Annotated in this window: 20 protein-coding genes; 7 read left to right on the plus strand and 13 right to left on the minus strand. The window is 40.8% G+C overall.

Going from position 1 to position 21393, the window contains the following annotated elements; translation table 11 throughout:
• Window positions 1-434: 434 nt before the first annotated feature.
• The 6 genes from E3E24_RS01360 to E3E24_RS01385 all read right to left on the minus strand — a co-directional run bounded on the left by E3E24_RS01360 (window position 435) and on the right by E3E24_RS01385 (window position 7289).
• Entirely contained in the window at window positions 435-1511 is a 1077-nt protein-coding gene (locus tag E3E24_RS01360) for a thiamine ABC transporter substrate binding subunit (RefSeq protein ID WP_167886305.1), read from the minus strand.
• Between the two features lie 85 nt (window positions 1512-1596).
• A complete protein-coding gene (locus E3E24_RS01365) occupies window positions 1597-2511 on the minus strand; it encodes a calcium/sodium antiporter (protein WP_167886496.1) in 915 nt (304 codons plus the stop codon).
• 42 nt (window positions 2512-2553) lie between these two features.
• The gene (locus E3E24_RS01370) at window positions 2554-3081 is read right to left on the minus strand and encodes a TIGR00288 family NYN domain-containing protein (protein ID WP_167886497.1); all 528 of its coding nucleotides are present in this window, start codon (window positions 3079-3081) and stop codon (window positions 2554-2556) included.
• Window positions 3032-3589 carry a TIGR00288 family NYN domain-containing protein gene (locus E3E24_RS01375; RefSeq protein WP_167886306.1) on the minus strand — a complete coding sequence of 186 codons (558 nt, stop codon included), beginning with the start codon at window positions 3587-3589 and terminating at the stop codon, window positions 3032-3034. The genes E3E24_RS01370 and E3E24_RS01375 overlap by 50 nt, the downstream gene beginning before the upstream one ends.
• A gap of 90 nt (window positions 3590-3679) precedes the next feature.
• Window positions 3680-6133, minus strand: coding sequence for a tRNA(Met) cytidine acetyltransferase TmcA (locus E3E24_RS01380; RefSeq protein ID WP_167915509.1), 2454 nt, complete (start codon window positions 6131-6133; stop codon window positions 3680-3682).
• Between the two features lie 61 nt (window positions 6134-6194).
• Window positions 6195-7289 (minus strand): hypothetical protein, encoded by a 1095-nt coding sequence (locus E3E24_RS01385; protein WP_167915510.1) that lies wholly within the window; start codon window positions 7287-7289, stop codon window positions 6195-6197.
• 119 nt (window positions 7290-7408) lie between these two features.
• On the opposite strand from E3E24_RS01385, the gene E3E24_RS01390 reads away from it, so the two are divergent.
• Window positions 7409-9316 carry a S9 family peptidase gene (locus E3E24_RS01390; RefSeq protein ID WP_167886309.1) on the plus strand — a complete coding sequence of 636 codons (1908 nt, stop codon included), beginning with the start codon at window positions 7409-7411 and terminating at the stop codon, window positions 9314-9316.
• Window positions 9317-9372: 56 nt separating this feature from the next.
• Here E3E24_RS01390 and E3E24_RS01395 read toward each other — a convergent pair whose 3' ends face one another.
• From E3E24_RS01395 to ppcA, 3 genes are all read right to left on the minus strand, one after another.
• Window positions 9373-9834 carry a DUF1931 family protein gene (locus E3E24_RS01395; RefSeq protein ID WP_167886310.1) on the minus strand — a complete coding sequence of 154 codons (462 nt, stop codon included), beginning with the start codon at window positions 9832-9834 and terminating at the stop codon, window positions 9373-9375.
• A 69-nt stretch (window positions 9835-9903) separates the two neighbouring features.
• Window positions 9904-10227, minus strand: coding sequence for a hypothetical protein (locus tag E3E24_RS01400; protein WP_167886311.1), 324 nt, complete (start codon window positions 10225-10227; stop codon window positions 9904-9906).
• Window positions 10228-10275: 48 nt separating this feature from the next.
• Window positions 10276-11706, minus strand: coding sequence for a phosphoenolpyruvate carboxylase (gene ppcA / locus E3E24_RS01405; protein WP_167886312.1), 1431 nt, complete (start codon window positions 11704-11706; stop codon window positions 10276-10278).
• Window positions 11707-11820: 114 nt separating this feature from the next.
• Between ppcA and E3E24_RS01410 the strand changes: the two genes are divergently transcribed.
• On the plus strand, window positions 11821-12426 hold the full coding sequence (locus E3E24_RS01410; RefSeq protein ID WP_167886313.1) for a molybdenum cofactor guanylyltransferase: 606 nt from the start codon (window positions 11821-11823) through the stop codon (window positions 12424-12426).
• On the opposite strand, the gene E3E24_RS01415 is transcribed toward E3E24_RS01410, so the two are convergent.
• Window positions 12423-12938 (minus strand): biotin transporter BioY, encoded by a 516-nt coding sequence (locus E3E24_RS01415; RefSeq protein ID WP_167886314.1) that lies wholly within the window; start codon window positions 12936-12938, stop codon window positions 12423-12425. The two genes, E3E24_RS01410 and E3E24_RS01415, sit on opposite strands and share 4 nt — an antisense overlap.
• 102 nt (window positions 12939-13040) lie before the next feature.
• Between E3E24_RS01415 and E3E24_RS01420 the strand changes: the two genes are divergently transcribed.
• From E3E24_RS01420 to E3E24_RS01435, 4 genes are all read left to right on the plus strand, one after another.
• On the plus strand, window positions 13041-13787 hold the full coding sequence (locus E3E24_RS01420) for a biotin--[acetyl-CoA-carboxylase] ligase (RefSeq protein WP_206204993.1): 747 nt from the start codon (window positions 13041-13043) through the stop codon (window positions 13785-13787).
• 212 nt (window positions 13788-13999) lie between these two features.
• Entirely contained in the window at window positions 14000-15259 is a 1260-nt protein-coding gene (locus E3E24_RS01425; protein WP_167886315.1) for a ThuA domain-containing protein, read from the plus strand.
• 72 nt (window positions 15260-15331) lie between these two features.
• Window positions 15332-16126 carry an energy-coupling factor ABC transporter ATP-binding protein gene (locus tag E3E24_RS01430; RefSeq protein ID WP_167886316.1) on the plus strand — a complete coding sequence of 265 codons (795 nt, stop codon included), beginning with the start codon at window positions 15332-15334 and terminating at the stop codon, window positions 16124-16126.
• Window positions 16123-16881 (plus strand): energy-coupling factor transporter transmembrane protein EcfT, encoded by a 759-nt coding sequence (locus tag E3E24_RS01435; protein ID WP_167886317.1) that lies wholly within the window; start codon window positions 16123-16125, stop codon window positions 16879-16881. Before E3E24_RS01430 ends, E3E24_RS01435 begins: the two co-directional genes overlap by 4 nt.
• On the opposite strand, the gene E3E24_RS01440 is transcribed toward E3E24_RS01435, so the two are convergent.
• On the minus strand, window positions 16873-17523 hold the full coding sequence (locus tag E3E24_RS01440; protein ID WP_240912170.1) for a hypothetical protein: 651 nt from the start codon (window positions 17521-17523) through the stop codon (window positions 16873-16875). The two genes, E3E24_RS01435 and E3E24_RS01440, sit on opposite strands and share 9 nt — an antisense overlap.
• A 63-nt stretch (window positions 17524-17586) precedes the next feature.
• Window positions 17587-17967, minus strand: a complete 381-nt coding sequence (locus E3E24_RS01445; RefSeq protein ID WP_167886318.1) for a hypothetical protein — start codon at window positions 17965-17967, stop codon at window positions 17587-17589.
• A gap of 113 nt (window positions 17968-18080) precedes the next feature.
• Between E3E24_RS01445 and E3E24_RS01450 the strand changes: the two genes are divergently transcribed.
• Window positions 18081-18875: a DUF63 family protein gene (locus E3E24_RS01450; protein ID WP_167886319.1), complete on the plus strand. Its 795-nt coding sequence runs from the start codon at window positions 18081-18083 to the stop codon at window positions 18873-18875.
• Here E3E24_RS01450 and E3E24_RS01455 read toward each other — a convergent pair.
• Window positions 18872-21376, minus strand: coding sequence for a DUF5814 domain-containing protein (locus E3E24_RS01455; protein WP_167886320.1), 2505 nt, complete (start codon window positions 21374-21376; stop codon window positions 18872-18874). The genes E3E24_RS01450 and E3E24_RS01455 overlap by 4 nt on opposite strands.
• Between the last annotated feature and the right edge of the window lie 17 nt (window positions 21377-21393).

A 21393-nucleotide genomic window follows, 5' to 3' on the forward strand; every position in this document is an offset into this window, starting at 1 on the left:
ATAAAAACCTTGTGCTAAATGACTAATAACAAAGCCAAAGCAAGTCCCGGATTTAGGTGATCTTATATTTTTTCTTATGGAGTAACCCCCATTACTTCCTCGGATCTACTAATGCACAAAAATGTTCAAGAAGCTTCCAACGCCCAAACAAACCCTTAATTTCAAAAATCTTACCTCAAACCTCTCCAAACCCAAAATGGTCAGATTTCCATAAGGAGTGCATACAAAATAAGCTTTAAAAATCCTCAAATCCAAATGTGTACATCTAAAACGTTATAATTTTAGAGAAAATCTGTAACACAAAGTAATTTCCTAACAAATAATTACTAAAGACTTCCAAAGAATTTTCAAATCATTATTTTGAAATTAGCCAACTTTAACAGTCAAAAACTGCAAAAACAGAAAAATAAGCGAGAATCGAAAAATTTTCAGAATCACCCTTGCCTCTCTTTAATTATCTCCTCCGGAGTCTTGCCCTCGATCATGAGCTTTGTCCACTCTTCGAGCCATCTTGAGTAGTTCTGCTCAATTTCTTTTGGATCAAGAGTTACAAGCTTATCTGGCTTAACTGCATACTTGAAAACATCTGGAAGCTGAACGTTCTTGTTCACTGGGAACATCCAGTTTGTGAGTGGAATCTCCTTCTGGAAGTCCTCACTGAGAACAAACTCAATGAACTTCTTAGCCAAATCTGGGTGCTTTGCTCCTTTAACAAGACCAATTCCCTCAATCTGTGGGTAACCTCCTTCCTTGAAGATTATTGCCCCAATGTCGGGCTCTTTTCCTGACGAATAAGCGGAATAAGCTGGGTCTGTTGCATAGCTGACAAACAGCGGAGCTTCGCCTTTGTCCCACATCTCCCATCCAGCGTCCCAGCCCTTGGTTATTTGATAAATGTTCGGCTTAAGCTTCTCCCAGAAGTAGAGCCATCCTGGATCTCCATAGACAGCAATTGTCCATAGCAAGAATGCGGCACCAGTTGAGCTTGTTCTCGGATCCTCGACAATCAAGCTCTTCTTCCATTCAGGCTTTGTTAGATCATCAAAGCTCTGTGGTGGGTTTGGAACCTCGCTCTTCTTGTACACAACTGCAATGAATCCATAGTCAAATGGAACTACATGATAAGTTGGATCGAGTGCATCTATTAGCTCCTTTGGAACGACATCAATGTTCTTTGGCTTGTATGGTTCAAGAACTCCAGCTTCAATTGCCTTTGCTATAAGGTTGTTGTCAATTCCAATGACGACATCTGCCCTTGGATTGTCTTTTTCGAGAATGAGCCTGTTCAAAACCTCTCCAGCGTCTCCAACTGTGATTATCTTAACTTTGACGTTGTACATTTTCTCGAACTTTGGTATCGTTGCATTTGCCAATCCCCAGCTGACAAAACTGTCATAAGCGTAAACAACAAGCTCCGGGGTTTCTGTTGTTGTTTGCTCTTTATTACTGCTGATACATCCCAATCCACCAGCTATGATCATCAAAGCCAAGATCAAAGCAAGCCTCTTCATATTAACCACCTACAACTTGTTTTTTAACTTCCATAAGTCAGTAATAGAAGGAAGTTTAAAACTTTATTGGGGCAAAAATGGGAAATTAAAATTGGGAATAGAGGAAATAGGCATAAATTACCAAGAGAATAGCACTCGTCGCTCTGCTGACTTTATTTGTCAATCTAAGAGATATGGTGAGAATTCCCATAACCAACAATGTGAGAGGCATGGTAAATGAGAAGATGCCTGCATCAACTGTTATTGGCCTTATTATTGAAGCAATTCCTATAACCATCAGTATGTCCAGAATGTTTGCCCCAACAATGTTTCCAACGCTTATATTAGGTATTTTCTTTAATGTTGCCGTCAAAGAGTTTGCAAGCTCTGGAAGAGATGTTCCAATAGAGACCAGCGTCAAGCCAATGACAACCTCAGAGATTCCTAAGGCTCTGGCTATTGTTACAGCACTTGTGACAACCATTCTCGCACCAACTACAACGACAATACCGCTTAAAAATAGGATTACAATATCTCTCTTCACGTTTTTACCATTGCTCCTCCCAACTTCCTCAAGGGTGATGTGCTTCTTGTAGAGATAGTAGAGGAAGCAGAGATAAATCAAAATCAGCGTAGCTCCTTCAATTCTCGAAATCGTCATGTCTCTCATCAAAAACCAAGCATAGAAAGTTACAGCAAGCATGAAAAGAGAATTCCTCCAAGCGATTTCATCAACTTTGAGAGGCATAATCATTGCAGAAACTCCCAAAATCAACGCTATATTCGCCAATGCACTACCAACAGCGTTTCCCAAGGCGATTCCGCTATTGCCTTCATAAGCCGCAATTGCAGACACCGTAACCTCTGGAAGAGTTGTAGCTACGCTCGCCAGCACAAGAGCTATCAAGAACTCGCTAATACCGAAGCCTTTAGCCACTCTACTCCCAGCTTCAACGAACTCGTCGCTGCCCTTAATAAGTAAAACTAAGCCTACTATGAACATAATGAACTCCTGTATCATTGTCATCGCCGATAGTCTGTAGGCAGCATAGAATTTAAAAAGCTATGCTTTGTGCTCCCTGTGGTCTTTCTCGTACCCAACTCCATCTCCTCTGCCTTCCATCCTAATTACATAGTCAGCAGCATTCTGCAAAGCAACGCTGAAGCCCGGTTCAACCCCAATCACGATAGTTTCTTTTCCCTTTCTCTTGGCTTCACTAATTATTGGAAGAAAGTCAGCATCTCTCGTTGCTATGGCAATTATATCTACATCGGAATTATATATTAGCTCCATTGCCTCTATAGCGATTCTAACATCGGTATCTCCAGCTACAATAATCGGCTCAAAACCTTGATTCACAACAGCCTCAATAAGACCTTGAGGAGCGTATTGATTGAGGACAACTTTGGCAACCCTAATCTTTCCAATCCTCTCGAGAGTTTCTTTTATATCTTCCAACCTAATCCCAAACTCCTTTCTAAGAATGTTTGGTCCATCAATGATAAGCCCAATTGTTTTTCTCGGCTCTTCACTTTTTTCTTTAACCTCTCTTTCCTCTCTTTTTAGAATTCTGAATATCTTTTCTTTCACCACTATCTCCACCCCGTGGAGTCAAAATGATGACATAATCAGCTCCATGCTTTAAAGCAGCGCTAAATCCTGGCTCAACTCCAATTATCACAGTCTCTTTACCCTTCTCTTTTGCTTTGAGAATTATGGGCAAAAACTCAGCATTTCTCGTTGCTAAAGCTATTATGTCAATGTTTGGATTATATATCTCACGCATAGCTTCAACTGCCAATTTAACCCCCGTTTCTCCGGGAACAATTATCGGTTCAAAACCTTGGTTAGCTACAGCTTCAATTAAACCTTGAGGAGCATATTGGTTGAGAATAACTTTGGCAACTCTAATATTTCCAAGTTGCTCAAGCGCCTCAACAATATCCTCAAGGTGGATTCCGAATTCTTTCCTTAAAATATTAGGACCATCAATTAGAAGAGCAATCCTTTTGCCCCTCCGCATTTTGCGCTTCATCATTGCTATGCTCCGCATTCCCTCCTTTGTAATCGCCATTATCCTCTCCCAATTGCTGGGCATTCTAATCACCATCGGTGCAACGAGACATCGTTAATATTCCTAGTTAAATAATGCACTTAAAGTATAAAAAAGTTATAAAGTATAAAAAAGTTAGCTGGAAAAGCTCTTGATTATGTGCTTATAGTAATACCAAAGCCCTCTGATTATGTCCCTCACTTCTATCATTGTGAAGAGGGGTGTTCTGTCAATGAACTTAGCGGTTTCCTCCCAAGTGTGAGCTTGAAGGACGCGGTAAATCAAGAGTAAAATTTGACGTTCATCCAGATATGGTCTCATCCAGCCATCAAGGAAGTAGAGCTTCACTATTGGCTTTACTGCATCAACTACAGTATCATAGGTAAGGACTTTACCAACAAACATTTCCAATCTTCTTATCTGAGTCTTTGTCAGATGTACTGGATAATCAACCGCCTCACCAAAGGGACTCTCAAAGAGCCATCTTGCAATTTCTGGCTCCAAATCTCTGTGAGTGTCTCCCAGCCAGTCTAACAGTCTAATCCTGAACTCTGCATTTGCCTGCTTCACTATCTGCTTGGCCTTTTCACTTATGGGCTTAATTACTATTGCCGTATATTCACCGCTAACTGGGTTTCTTGAAGGACTTAGGTGAACGACGGCAAAGCCGTTTCTAATCCAGAACCTAATCAGCTCTTCACTAGCCCCAAAGCCTGAGCCAACCCAGTCGTAGCCTTTTTCTTCAGCTTCCTTTATGAGCAGTTCAAGGGCTTTGCTTCCAAGCCCCATGTCCATAGCGTCTGGATGTGTAGCAATTCTCACGACTCTGTATCCTTTGAGCTTTGCAAATTCTTTGGCATAGTGGTGCTTGACCATCATATCTGGGATTATGTTTCCTCTCGGCTTGTAGCCCTTTGCCATCTTTTCAATTACACCCTTTGGAATTCCTCCCTCTTTTGCAATTTGAATAGCACACACTATCTTGCCGTTTTTCAATCTCAATACACGGGCTTCGTGATGTGGAGCATCTGCAAGCAAAGCTACATCACTCGGTCTGTTGCGGTAGTGAGCTAGAACATAAATCCCGACAAAGTGCTTCAAGTCCTCCCTGTCATTCTCAAACCAATCATCTAGGTCCGGCTCTTCAAAGTAAACTTCCTTTTTTCTAATCAGCTCATAATCCTCTTCCGTTAGGGGCACTGGCTCCGCATCCAGCAAAAGTACATCAAAGAGCCACTTTTCAATTGGGTCTCCGCTGGAGTATCTGATTGGAACTGAGAGATGGATTTCTCTAAATTCTCGCTTTTCCTTCGCTTTCTTTAGGAATTTAACAGAGAAGCCTCTTCCCGCACCCTCGTAGCCATGAATGGTTGAGGAATAAATAACTTTTGGCTTTTCAAGATATTTGTGAAGGATTGGAACGTGAATACCAGCAGCTTCGTCAAGAACGTAAACATCAGCATTTTTCTTGTATCCTTGAGTTGGTGGATAGTACCTCAACCCAATGCCTTTGGCATAAAGCTCCTTTATGAGGTTCTTCTCCGTAACGACTTTGACTTTATAGCCAAGAATCTCCAAGCTCTTCTTTGCAAATCTGAATAAGCTCTGCACATTCTCCAATTCTGGAGCTGTTATTACTGCTCTGAATCTTCTCCTCTTTGAAGACAAGGCTAAGCCGACAACACCAATACCAACGCTCACACTTTTTCCTCTTCCCCTATCAGCTGTGAGAACGACCATGCCATCATTTTCTATTAGCTCCTCAAGATTCCTGAGAACCTCAACTTGACCATTTGTGAGGCACAGTTCATAAAGCTCTCTTGGAAATCTAGTTTCCTCGGGGACATCGATTTTTTCTCTCTCTGGAAGCTTTGCCTGGCTCTTGTTTTTCTCTGGCTTCTTCAGAAGCTTTTGATTTTCGGCATTCACTATGTATATCCCCTCATGCTTCTCAAATTTTCTAATTAATCTCCTATTAAAGCGCTTCTTGACGTCATCAATGGTGTATGGAGGAGTTACGAGGTTCTTGTGGAAGCCAGTCCACATATTTTTCCACTTTTCAAATGGATTCGTGAGGACAAATATTAATCCCCCACCCCTAACAGTCTCAATTATCCTGCCCAAATCGTTGGGAGAGAAGTCATAGCTCAAATCGAGGATTAGCAAATCAAAAGTCCTGCCGAGAATATCGCTCGTATATTTGAACGTGACCTTTGTAAGCTCGGCATTTTCACCTGCTAAGATGTCAAAATGCTTCCTAAACTCTTCATAGCGAGCTCTTCCAAATGTTCCTTCTCCGAGAGCATCAGTAGCATATAAAACCTCAACCTTCCCCTCGCTCTCATCTCTCAGCTTTCTCGCAATTAATTCATCAATTAGGGAAGATAAAACCCTGACAGAGGCTCCAGCTAAAATTCCAGCTAGCTTTGCTTTATTCATACTCTCTCCTTGAAGAACAATCATCCTTCTGTGAAAGTTCTCCAATGCCTCGGCCAAAGCAGTTTCAGTGAGCCTTAACAGTGAATCTTTGACTTTCTCTCCCTTTGCATAATCTCTCACTTCTTTGTCAAATCTAATTTTTACCGTCATTCCCTCACCTCCGTAAAAAGATGGAAAGGAAGTTTAAAAATCATTGGCCTAATAGAAATGATCACCTAAAACTCATATGCACTTCATAGTCCCACACAAACCTTGTTCTCTTAAGCTTCTTAATGACTTCATCGCAATAAAGGGACAATCTCTCATACTGCTCTTTAGATAGATAGCCATCAACGTACAGCCTTTTTGCTGTTTTCTCCACCTTAAGTGCTGTTTCAATACTTTTATTAACAGAACAGACCGTGTACGGCACATTAATCTCAGTAAGTTCCGAGAGCTTTCTAAATAGTTCATTTCTCTGAGATTCATTTAAGAGGAGAGTTACAGCATAGATATGCACATCATCATAAACTGCCCCTACTGTAAGATTTGGTAGTACAGACTTTAGATAAGCAACACTTTCATCGTTGAGTTTAACATTCCATTCCTCATAGCAGCTGACGTTTCCGTACACCAGCGAGGAGCTACTCTCTTCAAGATGCATGTCCAAGTAACGGGGAGCATGATTCTCCCCAAGGGGAAGTCCATACAAGATTAGAGGGAAAACAACCAGAGCTGATATTGTGACAATTAGGAGATCTTTAAGCTTCTCATTAACCTTAACTTTCCTCTCGAACTGCTCAAGGAATATAGCGAACAGAACGATGCCTATCAGAAAACCAAATTGATGGAAGATGAATGAGTAAAACGAAATCCAAGAGAAGCCTAAGTTCAAAACAGCTGTCTTGTCTAGTCTTTTCAGTTTATTAATCTGTTCTTGATTCTCAGAATACCTCCACACGAGCTCATAAAGCCGTTTGGTGTCATTAGTCGTCGGAATCTCGGATAAAATCTTATACTGCTCCGAATACAGAATGCGAAGCTCCTCATACATCTTGTCGGTCTCATTATATTCCAGCTTCAAGGGCAGAGCCCTTTTGAGGTATATCACAGCGTATTTCTTACAACATGCAGACTGTACTTCCCCGTAATGTTCAGCAATCTTTAGGGAGAGGAATTTTGATACTCTTGGCTTATACCAGATGTATACCGGAGAAATAGACTTATCTTGAGGATATTTTGAGAGTTCCCACTTAGCTAATGCCTCATCAATTACCGGAAGGATGACCAACAGCATAACTACAGCAATTGTTTTCTTTCTTCTCATGGTAATCACATAAACTTCATGCCGAGGGTATAAATACCTTTCCAATTAGTATTCACTATGATAACTATCGAAACGCTAAATTTTTATATAAACGACTTCAAATTTTTGTGGTGGTTTTAATGAAAAAGCTTGACATCAAGGACTTGGGAAAATTCAAACTCGTTGGCGGACTAGATGTCCACAAGAACAAGACGGCATTCACAGTTACGGAGATAAGCCTTGAAAAAGATGACTACTTCAGCAAAATCTACCTTTATGATGGTAGAAAGGTTATGCAGTTCACAGCTGGTCCTAAAGATTCAAATCCAAAGTTCTCGCCAGACGGAAAGTTCATAGCCTTTGCGTCGAAGAGAGATAAAGAAAGCAAGGAGAGTGAACTTTATTTAATTCCAACGACAGGTGGAGAAGCTAAGCTTTTAACGAGGTTTAAATACGGGATCAACGACTTTGAATTCTCTCCCGATGGAAAAGCTCTCGCTGTTATTTCACCAGTAGAAATTGAACGCAAAAAGGAAAAGGATGATGTCCACATAATCAAAGAGATACCTTTCTGGTTCAATGGGATAGGCTGGATTTACGGAAAGAGAGCCCAAATTTTCTTAGTTAACACAGAGAGCGGGAGAAAGAGAAAGCTAACTAAAGGAAAACTAAACATCCTAACTCTCAAGTGGAGCGACGATGGAAGTAAAATTTACTTCGTTGCTCAAGAAGACAGAGAAAGGAAGCCAATGATAAGCGACCTTTACGTTTTAGATGTTAAGAGCAAGAAGATTGAAAAGCTCACCGATTCTAAGTGGCGTATTGGAGACTTTGTGATAATTGATGAGAAGAACTTTGTTTTAAGGATGAGCACCCTTGAGAAGGGAATACCAACAAACACTCACATTTATCTCTTCAATGTCGAGACAAAGGAGATTAAAAAGCTCACTGAAAAGCTCGATCGCTCAGCATACAACTCACTTAACTGCGATGTGAGAGGAAAGTCGAGAAATCCGCTGATTTACAAGGATGGCTGGGTTTACTACATAGCAACAGATGGACCGAGGGCGAACCTCTTTAGAGTAGATTTGGAAGGAAACATTGAGAGAGTAATAGGCGGCGATAGGAGTATTGAAACTTTTGGAATTGGAAACTACATAGCGTTTATTGCTCAAGATGCAGTAACTCCAACAGAACTGTACATTCTAAGAGACGGCAAAGAGAAGAAGGTCACAAACTTCAACGAGTGGATCAAGGAGTATAAGCTCTCAAGACCTGAGCACTTCAAAGTTAAGGCAAGCGATGGCGTAGAAATCGATGCATGGATAATGAGACCAGTGGACTTTAAAGAAGGCAAAAAGTATCCTGCCATTCTCGAAATCCATGGAGGTCCAAAGACAGCCTATGGCTACTCCTTCATGCATGAGTTCCATGTTTTAACATCTAGAGGATTTGTAGTGATATTCAGCAATCCAAGAGGAAGCGACGGCTATGGGGAGGAGTTTGCAGACATTCGGGAGCACTACGGCGAAAGGGACTATCAAGATTTAATGGAAGTCGTGGATGAAGCTTTGAGAAGATTTGACTTCATTGATGCTGAAAGAATCGGAGTTACTGGCGGTTCCTATGGTGGCTTCATGACGAACTGGATAGTTGGACACACGAATAGATTTAAGGCAGCAGTCACTCAAAGGTCAATTTCCAACTGGGTGAGCTTCTTTGGAACGACTGACATAGGCTACTACTTCGCCCCAGATCAAATCGGAGAAGACCCATGGAGCAATTTTGAAGGGTACTGGAAGAAATCACCTCTGAAATATGCCCCCAATGTTGAAACACCGCTTTTGATAATCCACAGCATGGAAGATTATCGCTGCTGGCTTCCAGAGGCATTGCAGCTTTTCACAGCACTAAAGTATTTTGGAAAAATCGTTGAGCTGGCAGTGTTTCCGGGAGAAAATCATGACTTATCAAGGAGTGGAAAGCCGAAACATAGAGTTAAGAGGCTTGAGCTGATTGTTGGGTGGTTTGAGAAATGGCTTAAGTGATTATTCTCTACTTTTAACTTCTTTTTAAGCATGCCAAAGCAAAAGTAAAAGGAGCATCAAAGCGTATAATCCAGAACCTTTCCAGCCTCTTCAATGTGCTCTGGGTAAACATTTTTGACTTCTGGATGCAAAGCCTTGATAACTCTTCCAACGAGCACGAAGAGCGTTCCTGTTATAGTGGGCAACTCATTAACAACCTCCTCATCAAGCGGCAGATCAGAGGGTATCTTCTTAAGAACGAACTTCCTTATCGGCTCAATTTCAACTTTCTCATCCTCAATGACAGCTCTGAAGAGATTCATTGAATTCTTGAATCCTTTTGTTAGCGGAAGATGTCTGAGCTTTATTATTCCGGTATTTTCAGCTTTTGCATTCTCATAGGCCACTTCAAAGAGATCACTGAGCTTCTTCTCAACTATCTCCATCATCTCCTCTGCTCTTGGCTTTATTACTGCTAACTCACATGTTCTCTCAAGAATCTTCTTGAGTTGAGGATATGGTATTATCATCTCAGCCATCGCTCTCACCTCCTTTCAGCTCTCGCCAATGGAATTTTAGTAACATAAAGTATATAAAATTTTCGGCCCTCAGAGAAAGAGGACAACAATCAACAACACCACAAAGATGAGTGGATCAAAAAGGAACATTGCAACGGCGCTCTCCTTGGTGGGCTTTTCCGACCCAACTCTCTGAATAAACCAGAGACTGAACAGGAAGCCGACGATAGCGCCGAGGAACCAACCGAGGGGCTCACCGAGGTGGTACCTCGCGTAGTTTAAGACCATCATAACCAAGAACAGTATGGTCACTCCCAAAGTAGCCTTCCAGATGCTCTTCTGCTTCCCCACGATCACAAAAAAACCCGCCCATGCTAGGGTGAAAAGGAAGCCTACCGTAAATTCCGCCAGCATGACACTACCCCCAACCTAATTACGATGGAAAGTATAAAAGCTTGGCGGTCACCCCAAGAATCCCCTAATGCTCGCGGCTTTGATTATTAACTCCTCATTAATCTCGCCATCCAGTATTTTGTTTGTAATCTCACAGTGTTCCTCATTTCTCTCAAATTCAAACAGCTGGCTCATTTTCAGAATGTCCCTTAGGAATTTAAATTTCTCAGCCGATTTAGGATTGAAATACCTAAATGCAAAGCTTAAATCTTTGTAAATGCCCTTGTAAACATCACTTATGACCTCAATGTCCTTTTCGCTAAGTGCATTTAATCCAAGAACCTCTGGAGGTATGCCAAGAGAATAAAGAGATGCAGTAAACTTTATTGCTCTTGGAAGTGCAAAACCATTAACGTCCCTAGCATAACCAAAAAGTCCAATGTGGAGCTTTCTCTTTCTTCTAGAAGGAACAAATTTCGCAACCTCTCTTATTGACATTGCTAAAGCTTTAATTTGCTTGGAATATTCAATTTCATATTTTCTGAGAAGTGAGAGAATTTGTTCATCAATTGGCTCAGCTTCCTTTCTCTTTGAGCTTTTAATTTTCTCAACAGCTTTTATAACTTCCTTTGGTGGATTATCATATTTAAATGAGCTTTGAATTGTAAATGTCTGAGCCCATCTATATTCTTCCAAGACATTTTCAACATTTTCGGGGACAAGGTGGCCTCTAAATGGCGCACTGCCTACACCAATTATCGGATAAATATCAACACTTTCCGTCTCTTCAAGCTCCTGAAGCTTAAAGAGCGCATATTTATCATAGGTGACAGCGCTCAACATCCCATAATTCATGGCAGGATCGCTCCTCGCCAAGAAAACACGCTGATATTCAAAGTCCTTCCCATGCAAGTATTCTCTCAGTATTTCAGCCGAGTTTAATATAGCTTCTTTTGTTTCAAAGAGAGGTATTACGTTAATTTCTTCAGGAAAGAATTCCCCAATCCACTCATATAGCTTTATATCGTAGACTCTCTTGTACTGCTTTCCAACGATATAACGTTTGTACAGCTCATAGACTCTGTTAATTTCGTTTGCTGAAGTTGTCATTGGGAGGATAACTTCAAATATCGGAGCACTTTCTTCGCCATAAAATATCTTCGAATAATCAGCTGACCGGGGAATACTTTCGAGCGTTTCAAGCAAAAGCTTTGCTTCAGTTTTCTCAACGCTGGGATTGGGTACTCTTGGAGTCAACCTAAAATCCTTTCCAAGCTTATGCTTTCTGAAAAAATGAGGATATCTCTCTAGAAGTTTTTTAACAACAAATTCATCAACTTCTTTTCCTTCGAAATCCCACATTTGCTCTTCTATTCCTAGAACACTAAAAGCATAAAACGCTTCAATTACTTCGTCCTCACCACTCAGCTGAGGTTCTTGGGCAAAGAAAGGTATATATACATTGTCAGGATGTTGAGTACTCATTGTTTTTGGTATCATTTTGCCCACCAAAAATGCAGAAATATGAACAATTTAAGTTTTTTGTAAAAATCTTTGATTAAGTGACAAAAACTGGCAAAAATCTTTTTAAATCCCCATTATATCCATAGTTTCATGCATGCCTATATCTTAGCATTCCCAGAAAAAAGATGGGAGAGCTATCTCATACCTTTGAATGAAGAGCCTCTCGTTAAGATAGTTGAGCAAAGGCTCAGAATGGCAAAGAGGATTGATGAAGTCTATACAATCATAAGAAAGGGACAGCTGAAGCGTTTTTCTCTTCACGTCTCAAATCCCGTTGAAGTTAAAGCCAAAAACAAAATCGAAGCGCTTTACAAAGCTTTACCAGCCTCTGGAGAACTCTTCCTTGTTGAAGGGAATATGCCGCTGATAATGCCTTTTCTAGTAAATTACCTCTCAACACTGTTTTTAGATTCAGACAGCGAAGCATTAATTCCATCATGGAGCGATGGAACATTAGAGATTACACATGCGTTTTATGACGCAAAAGCATTAAAGAGTGCACTAGAGGCTTGTCTGGCAGAAAACGAGAAAAAGCTGAGCTGCATTAAAGAATATTTGGATTACGAAACAGTGAGCATTGAAGAGCTTGCTAAGAGAAATCCTAAAGTAACGCTGAGCTTCTTTAAAGTTAAGAGCAGCTTTGATTTAAGATTCGCTGAGGAAACACTCAAAAAGATTGAAAGAGGGGAGATTTAAATAACTCCAGATTTTTTCACCCTGTCCGCAACCACCACAGCAATCCCAGCTTTTATCAAGTCAATAACAACAAACGGTGCAACACCTACTGCAAAGGCTTTTTCAAAGTTTCCTCCGAAGTAGAAACCCAGTCTAAGCCAGCCTAAGAGATATATAACACCAATGCCAATTAAAGAGCCCAGGATATAGCCTTTTAGATTCTCATATCTCTCACCTATCAAGCCAACCAAAAATGCAGCTACTGGAAATGCTATTAGATATCCTCCCGTTGGACCATAGAGATAAACGAATCCCCCTTTTAATCCCGCAAAAACGGGCAGTCCGATGGTACCCATCAGAAGGTATATCGCCTGACTTAGGAAACCTAAACGCGCTCCTAAAATCAACCCGCTGAGCAGAACGAAGAGAACTTGCAGAGTCACTGGCACTTCTCCAATTGGAATGCTTATTTGAGCTCCAACTGCCGTTAAAGCTGCGAATAAAGCTGAGTATGCAATATCCTTTGCCTTCATTTTAGCTCCCTCCGCTGTTTTATTTTGGTTAACTTTTAAAATTTTTGTGATTAACGAAAATGCTTTTTAACGCTCAAGGCATAGTAAAATCACGTGATAAAGATGCCAAGAAAAGTGCTCAAGGATAGCAGAATAAAAAGAGAGCTCTTAAAGGCTCTCCGCGAAAGTTATAGTGTCTCAGGCGATGAAATAGGGGCAAAGCTTGATATCTCACGAGTTGCTGTGTGGAAGCATGTGAGAGAGCTTATTGAGCTTGGCTACGAGATAGAATCAACACCAAAGGGCTATAAGCTTTTGAAAGAGCCCAATAAGCCCTATCCTTGGGAGCTAGATGTCAAAGCCTACTATTACCTAAGCGTTGATTCAACCATGAACGTTGCCAAAGAGCTCGCTGAAAAAGGAGAAGAGGAGTGGACCTTTATAATTGCAGAAGAACAAACTGCCGGAAGAGGGAGACTAAAAAGGTCATGGGTATCTCAAAAAGGGGGCTTATACTTCTCTGTAATCCTAAGACCGAAGATTAAGCTCACGGAGGTTGAGAAAATTTTAATGCCTTCATCCCTTGCAGTTGCCAAGACAATTCAAGAATACAACCTAAGCCCTCAAGTCAATGAAGCTGGGGATGTTTTTATTAATGGAAAAAAGGTTTCTGGAATATTAGTTGAAGCCGAAGGAGAGCTCGATATGGTTGATTTTCTCATACTTGGGATAGGTGTGAACGTTAATAATGAAGTGCCAGCCAATGCAACTTCTTTAAAGCAAGAACTTGGAAAAGAGATTAACCTTCTTGAGTTTTCACGGAAATTATTTGCTAACCTTAGGAGAGAGCTGAAAGAACATGATCTCTGACCCTCTAGCATTTGGTAATCTGTCATTACTAAAATAGATTGAGAGCATAGAACAAAGTAATATAACTGCCTTAGCAGTCAAATTGGAGGGAAATCCATGAAAAAATAGCAAGTTTAGTAATTGTATTTTTATTTCTAGCAAGTAGCGTCGGATTTATTAGCTTTCCACGTGTTTCTGCCCAAAGTAATTATAGCAACCAGCGAGTTTTACTGTTGAAAAATGTTGACGCTTGGGGCTCAAAGGCTGTTGGAGAAACGCTGGATGAAATCGGTGTGCCATATGACATCCTTTCATCTTCTGAGTTCGCACCTTTGACCGCTTCAGATCTTATAAATAAGTACGACTTGATTATCATAGAAAGTGATCAGCCTCAGATCTTTTATGATGAACTTGCACCAGAAATGGGGGACATTGAGGAGTTCGTCAAAGCAGGGAAGGTATTAGAAGTACATGCTGCAAACTGGGGATGGCATGGAGGAATCTGGAAGACTCCCCTACCAGGAGGAGTAGAAATAACCAAAAGATACTCAAGGTATGACTATCATGTAGAAAAAGACCTCTGGTACTACAGCACCTATGCCAGCCATGGCTATCTTATTAATCTCCCAAAGGATGCAAAAATAATAATGGTACAGTCAGACATTAGTTATTCCCAAGGAAACCCAGACTATAACAAGCCGAGTGCCGTTACGTATACATTCGGAGAAGGACTAGTCTTTGCAACAGGATTAACCTTAGAATTCGGTGCAAAGTATAGGGGACCGGAGTGGAAAGAATTGCTTAAAGAAATTATCACAAGCAACCTTGAATTCACACCTCAGAAAAAAGTTAAGTACTTTGACTATGCCATGCTAAACTACATCTGGTACATGCTTTACAACAAATACACCGACAAGTTCGATGAAATGTACGAGAATGTTGCTCAGTACAACATAACAAATGCAACAATGCCTCAAGTGAGAGAATACAAGTCATTGGCAGAATATCACTACCAAAAAGGCTGGCAGTATGGACACCCAATTAAGGGACACATACAGGCTTTGCCGCATATGAGAAGGGCTTACATAAATGTAAAGAAAGCCTATGTTCTGCTAGATTATTCATTAAGAGGCCTTAAACACTGGCAGGCGTTAGAAGACAATGATTTAGCGGCTTTAATGCAGCAGAATGCTGAGAATTCAACCCTTTACTGGATAGGAGGACCGCTCAACGGTACATACAATGGAGTAAGCGAGATAGAGGCAACATGGAGCAAATTCTTTGCAGGGAACAATGTAACAGATGTTGGAATATACAATATAACGCTCGCAAAAAGCGAAGAGGGCATGACGGGAATAAAAGCAATTGTCATAGTAACAACAGAAGAAGGAACACAAATCCCATTGAGATACGAGATTTACTTTAAAGGAGACGAGATAATTGAAGAATGGTGGACAATTGATCCGACAGTTCTCGAAACCATAAGCGGTTGATTCTTTACTTCTTTTCTCTTTTTGTTAATCCTTTAGTCACTTTTTTAAGCTCTCAGCTCAAATGCAGATACGATGATTGAAGTCAGAAACCTTTGGCACATTTACGAAGGCAGGAAAATTGCCCTGAGAGATGTTAGCCTGACTATTGAAAATGAAATCCTTGCCCTAGTTGGCCCTAACGGTTCTGGAAAAACAACTTTAGCAAAGCACCTCAATGGACTTTTAAAGCCAACGAAGGGAGAAGTGATTGTTGATGGAATAAATACCAAAGAAGCTAGTGTTGCTGAGCTTTCTAGAATTGTTGGTTATGTTTTTCAAAATCCTGAGCACATGTTCTTTGAAGAAAACGTTTTCAAAGAAGTTGCATTTGGTCCTAAAAACTTAGGATTAAGCAAAGATGAAATTGAACAAAGAGTAAGATTGGCATTAAAATCCGTAAATTTGGAAGGTTATGAAGACAGAAGTCCGTATTCTTTAAGCGGAGGCGAAAAACAGCGCTTAGCAATTGCATGCGTACTGGCAATGAAGCCAAAGTACCTTATCCTAGATGAACCAACCACTGGTTTAGATGAAAAAAGCGCTGAAAGTGTAAAGGAAGTCATCAGAAAGCTGAGGAGAGAAGGTCATGGAATAATGCTGATAACTCATGATATGGAGCTTGTCCTAGAATTAGCGGAGAGAGTTATTCTGCTTTACGATGGAACTAAAGTTTTTGATGGTTCTGTTGATGAATTCTTCCGGCTTAATTTGAGAAATTACGGCTTAGAAAAGCCTGAACTTCTTAGGATCAGCGAATCCCTTGGCATCGGCTTTGTAAGAAGTGTTGATGAGTTCGTGAATTCGCTCTTAGAGAGGGTGAGAACATGATGTACAACCTCTATATTGAGAGGGATTCATTCCTCCACCGCTTAGATCCAAGGGTCAAAATAATTTCCTCACTTCTAGGCATTCTAGCTATGATTCTCTTTAATTCTCCGTATCTGCTCTTCATACTCTTTGCCCTGCTTTCCCTTTCTCTCAAATTCCTTGGAAAGATTAGCTTTAAGGAGCAGATAAAGGTGTTGAAGCCACTAACTCCTCTGATAATCATAACAATCGCAATCTGGCCTTTTATTTTAGAACCAAGGACATTTGGACTCTTTATTGGCTTTGGATACGCTTTAAGATTAGCTTCAATGGCCATGATAACTTTTGGCCTTTTAATGACAACAACCCAGAGGGAGTTGATCTTAGGCTTCATAAAGCTTAAAATGCCCTATGAGATTGGACTAACTCTCACAATAGCTTTAAGATACATTCCAACTCTCTTCAGCTTAGCCCAGACAATAATTGATGCACAAAAATCAAGAGGCCTTGAGCTAGAAAAGGGCAGCTTTTTCTCAAGGATTAGGAAGACAGTACCCATCTTAATTCCCTTGATAATTGCATCAATAAAAACAGCCCACGAGCTGAGCATAGCTTTAGAAAGCAGAGCATTTGGAGCAAATAAGAGAAGAACTTTCTTATATACAATCGAAATGAAGAGAAAAGACTATGTGGCGCTGATTATTGTGTTTCTGCTGTTTGGCTTAGCCTTATATGCAAGATATCAACTTGGAATTGGATACGTGAGGTTATACTAAGAAGAGCTTAGCTTTTTTGTCAATTGGGATGCTGTGCTCCCCAATATTTTTCACGAACTCTGGTGGGGCTTTAAGAACGCTAATGTTCATGCGGTAATGTCCTCTATATCCGCTTGTCCTTAAAACCAAAAGATGTTCAAACAGCTCAGGAATGCCGAACAGCCTTCTAAATTCAGAATTTAGATCTAGCTCATTTATTTCAAGGGTATTGTGTGATAAAACTAAGAACAGCCCCTTTTCATCAACTGTTCTTCTCATCTTAATCAGCTTTTCCTTTGACTGATTCTCAAGAATTGAGAAGTTTGAGACAAAGACGAGTGAATTATCCTCAACAAGCTCCAAAGCAGAGGAAAGCTCATCTAAAGTGTAAATTTTGCCCAAGAATAAGTCCTCAGTATTTTCAGAAAGCTTACTCAGAAGCTTCAAGGAGAACCCGTTAGTTGGCTCGAGATAGTAGGCAGTTATTCCAGAGTTAAGAGCATTTGCAAGAGAAGAATACTGGAGAATTGTCTGTGCAAGGGCATCAGTAGTTACTACAGCCGCCATGCTCCCTTCTTCTAGCTCACCAACTAATGGTGAAAGTTCTTCAATGAGACCTACTTTTTTCTTCTCTTCACTGGCGGGCTTGAAGAACATCGGCATCAAAAAATAATCTTCCCTTCAGAATATTTATATTTTGCTAAAAAGAAAAGGTTCAGAAAGCAACTAAGCTAAGAGGGATATTCCCACTATAGCCATCAATATTACCATCACAACGACTCCCGCTATTATTGATATAAGCCAAGCTATCACTGCCTTGACCCAGTCTGTGTTGAATACTGTCTTGATGATCCAGATGTATGCTATACTCCCCAGAATCCACCCGAGAACTGGTATCATGGAAAGTATGAGAGACAAAATTCCTCCTGCTACTACCGCTATAATCGCTTTTCCAAAGCTCGCATCCTCAATGCTAGCAAACTTTGCTCCAATGTATAGGAATACCGCCGCAACTGCTAGACCAATTATAAACATAACTACAAACATTCCAAATCCAATGGCCCCAATAAGAGGCCCTAAGCCCATTCCACCCATTGGTGCTGGCATAATATCACCTCTTAGTTTATAACATCTCAAAGTTTATTAAGCTTCCCAATTTATTGAAAAAATTCTTGCGAAAAAGCTTTAAACATTCTCCCTTAGGTGTTGAGGGGATTAAGATGCTCGAATCGATCAAGGAATTTTTCTGGATTTACTTCATAAGACCTATGTACACGAGAGAAGGCTACAACCCATACAACACCATCGTCTACGCCATTCTTCTGGGTTTGGGTGTCATATATTCCTATAGATACATAATCAAACCCCTCAAGATTAAAGTTGATGAAAAGCTCTTCTGGGCTGTTACTCCCATGGTCGTCTTTGGAGCAACTGTCAGGGCGTTAGTTGATGGTGGAGTGCTGAAGCCAAATCCTCTGATTTTAACACCCGGAATATTTTTCACAGCATTTTTCCTGATTGTTCCCGCTTTAATAGCCGATGCAAAGCTGAAAACATACCCAAAAGTCACAATAGCTTGGGGCACAATTTTGGCATTGTGTGCAAACTATCTCCTTGTAACACACGTTAAAAGCTGGAAGCCTTATGAGCTCACGATTTTCTGGACGATAGTTTTTATACTCCCAGTTCTTGTTTTCTACAAGTTTAGGCCCTTTGAGAAGCTTTACCTATATCCTGTCTTAGCTCACCTCTTTGACATAGGCTCAACAGTTGTGGCAATACACTATTACGGCTACAGAGAAGTCCATTGGCTTGAGAATATTCTAGTCACAAAATTTGGAGCATTCATTTACTACCCATGGATACTCTTTATCCTAATAGTCGTTTATTACGGCCTAAAATACCTAGTGCCAGACGAAGAAGAAAGAAGATACTGGTATCTGGCAATTTACATTCTCGGCTTAGGCCCAGCGATAAGAGACCCAGCGCAGATGATTTTACAGCTTGCGGGTTAGTCTCTTCTTAACTTTCTCCCCTCTTCGAGCTCTCTCCTCAAAGTTCTCGCCTCAAACTCTGCATTCTTAACCCTAAACACCTTTGCAATCCTCTCAACTGCTTCAAGCTTCCTAATTATGCCGTCAAGCCACGTAAAGACGTCTCCGGGATAAAGAATTAGACCGTACATTTTCCTGAAGTACTCGCTTATCTGAGTTGGATGCTTCCCTTCTCTCCTCAGCTCTATGATGCGGTCGCTTATTCTGTGCATCGCATACTCAGTGCACTCTTTTTCTTCACACATAAAGAAATCCTGATAAATCGTAAAGAGCCTCTCTTGAGCATTTGGACTAAGCTCTGGGATAACTTTTTCAAGCTCCTCTAAAATCGAAGCAAAGCTTGGGGAAAAGATGTTAGCGCTCAGCCTTCCCCTAACCGCTCCTTCCAGCTCCCTCTGCAAAGTTCCGCTGAGATAAACATTTTCAAAAGGCAAAAGCGTGATTGCAATCTCTCTTGGACTTTTCTTTGTGAGGTTTTCTCTTATGAACTGAGCCTCACTTGGCAGTAAGAAGCTCATGCTGACAGCTCTTCCGTAAGGTGTAACATTCACGAGCTTGCCTCTGAGTTCAACAAAATCATACTCTTCAAGCTTTTCCAAAACCTTTTCAGCGCTTTGATTTGCGCCCAAGCATCTGCTCTGAACTTCTTCTATATCATCCAAATATGAGAACACACATGCATGAGCTAAAACTTGGTCTTGCTCTAGTTCATCACTCCACTCAACATAAACGGGTTCAATAGGTGCTGTTAACAGCTTAAATGCAACTTCATCTTCCGTGCTTTCCATTTGAGCTGAGTATTTCTTCCCAGGCTCAATTATGAGGTAAACCTTTCCCTTCTCATGATAGAGAGGTCTCCCAGCTCTTCCAAGCATCTGGTGGAACTCTCTAACACTCAGCCACTTATTGCCCATTGCCAAGCTTTCAAAGATTACCTGACTCGCTGGAAAATCAACCCCAGCTCCTAAAGCAACTGTAGTTACAACAACATCAAGCATCTGAGCTTGAAACTCCATCTCTGTGAGCTTTCTTTGATGATACGGCAATCCACTGTGATAAGGCTTTGCCTTCAATCCTCTGCTTGTTAGAAACGCAGCCAGCTCATGGCATCTCTTCCTTGAGAACGTAAAAACTATGGTCTGACCCTTGTATCCCTGTTTTGATTTTCTCATAACCTCAGCTTTAGCCAGCTGAGCTATGTAACGCCATTTTTCACTCTCGTTTCTCGCTAAAATGACGTGCCTCTCTAAAGCCACTGGTCTTTCATCATAGACAACTAACCTAAGCCCAAGCTCTTTTGCAAGTTCTTCAGGATTTCCAATTGTAGCACTCAGCCCAATGAACTGAGCTTTTGGATAGAGCTTCCTTAATCTCGCTATGAGGCCATCCAATCTCGCTCCTCTCTCCTCGTCATCGATCATGTGAATTTCATCAATGACAATAGTTCCAACTTTTCCAATTTTTCTGCCAGCCCTCAATAGATAATCAATTCCTTCATAAGTTCCCACAATTATGTCGGCATCAATTCCTGTATCTACAACGACGAGCTCGTCTTTAGTCTTAATTCTGCTCATACCAACTCTAATCGCCACTCTTAAGCCAAGCTTCCCATAGCGACGTTTGAAATCCTCATATTTTTGATTTGCCAAAGCCACAAGGGGAACCAAAAAAAGCATCTTCTCTCCTTTTAGCGCCTTAGGAACTCCAGCTAGTTCTCCTACAAGAGTTTTCCCGCTCGCTGTGGCTGAAACAATGAGAAGGTTCTCTCCTTTTAACAGACCATGCTGAATAGCTAAGCTCTGAACTGGTAAAAGCTCCTTTATGCCCTCACTCTTTAACACATCTTTGAGCTCTTCCGGAATTTCAAGTTCGTCAATGTTCAGCTTTTTGACTTTAATCTTCTTCGGCTTAAGCTCGTCCCATTTTGTAACTTCAGGATTTTTAGTTGGGTCAAATCTTGGGTCAAAAACCATTAGAACTTTATCCAAGTCTCTAAATCGCTGCAAAAGCTTCTTTGCTTGGTCAAACATTCCTAAACTCCTGAAGCGATACCTTAACTCGTTTTTGAGCTCTTCCTCTGCACATTTCTCACAAATATACTCATTATGGAATTTTACTCTGTTTCCTTCAGTTAAGACCGTTATCTTCCCATTGAGAAGGCAGAATCTACATAGATAGGCCTTTTCAACCCTCTTATTTTGGAGCCTTACTCTAAAATATTCCTCCCACTCGTCAGTATCTACTAAAACAATCCTCGCCTGTCTCAAAAGTTTTTCAATTTCTTTGGGATTCCTATACTGACTGCCCTCAAGAACTTTAAACAAACGGTTGTCTCTCATAATTAGCCGGTAAATACTATCAGCCTTCAAATTCTGCATCTGAGAAAGCTTTTCAGGTTCTTTCTCAATGTAATAGGCTTCAAGCTCATTCTTTTTTCTGCCTTTTCTGATTACAAACAGCATTGAAACCACCTGAACCT

It is taken from the genome of Thermococcus sp. LS2, assembly GCF_012027375.1.
Taxonomy (GTDB): domain Archaea; phylum Methanobacteriota_B; class Thermococci; order Thermococcales; family Thermococcaceae; genus Thermococcus_B.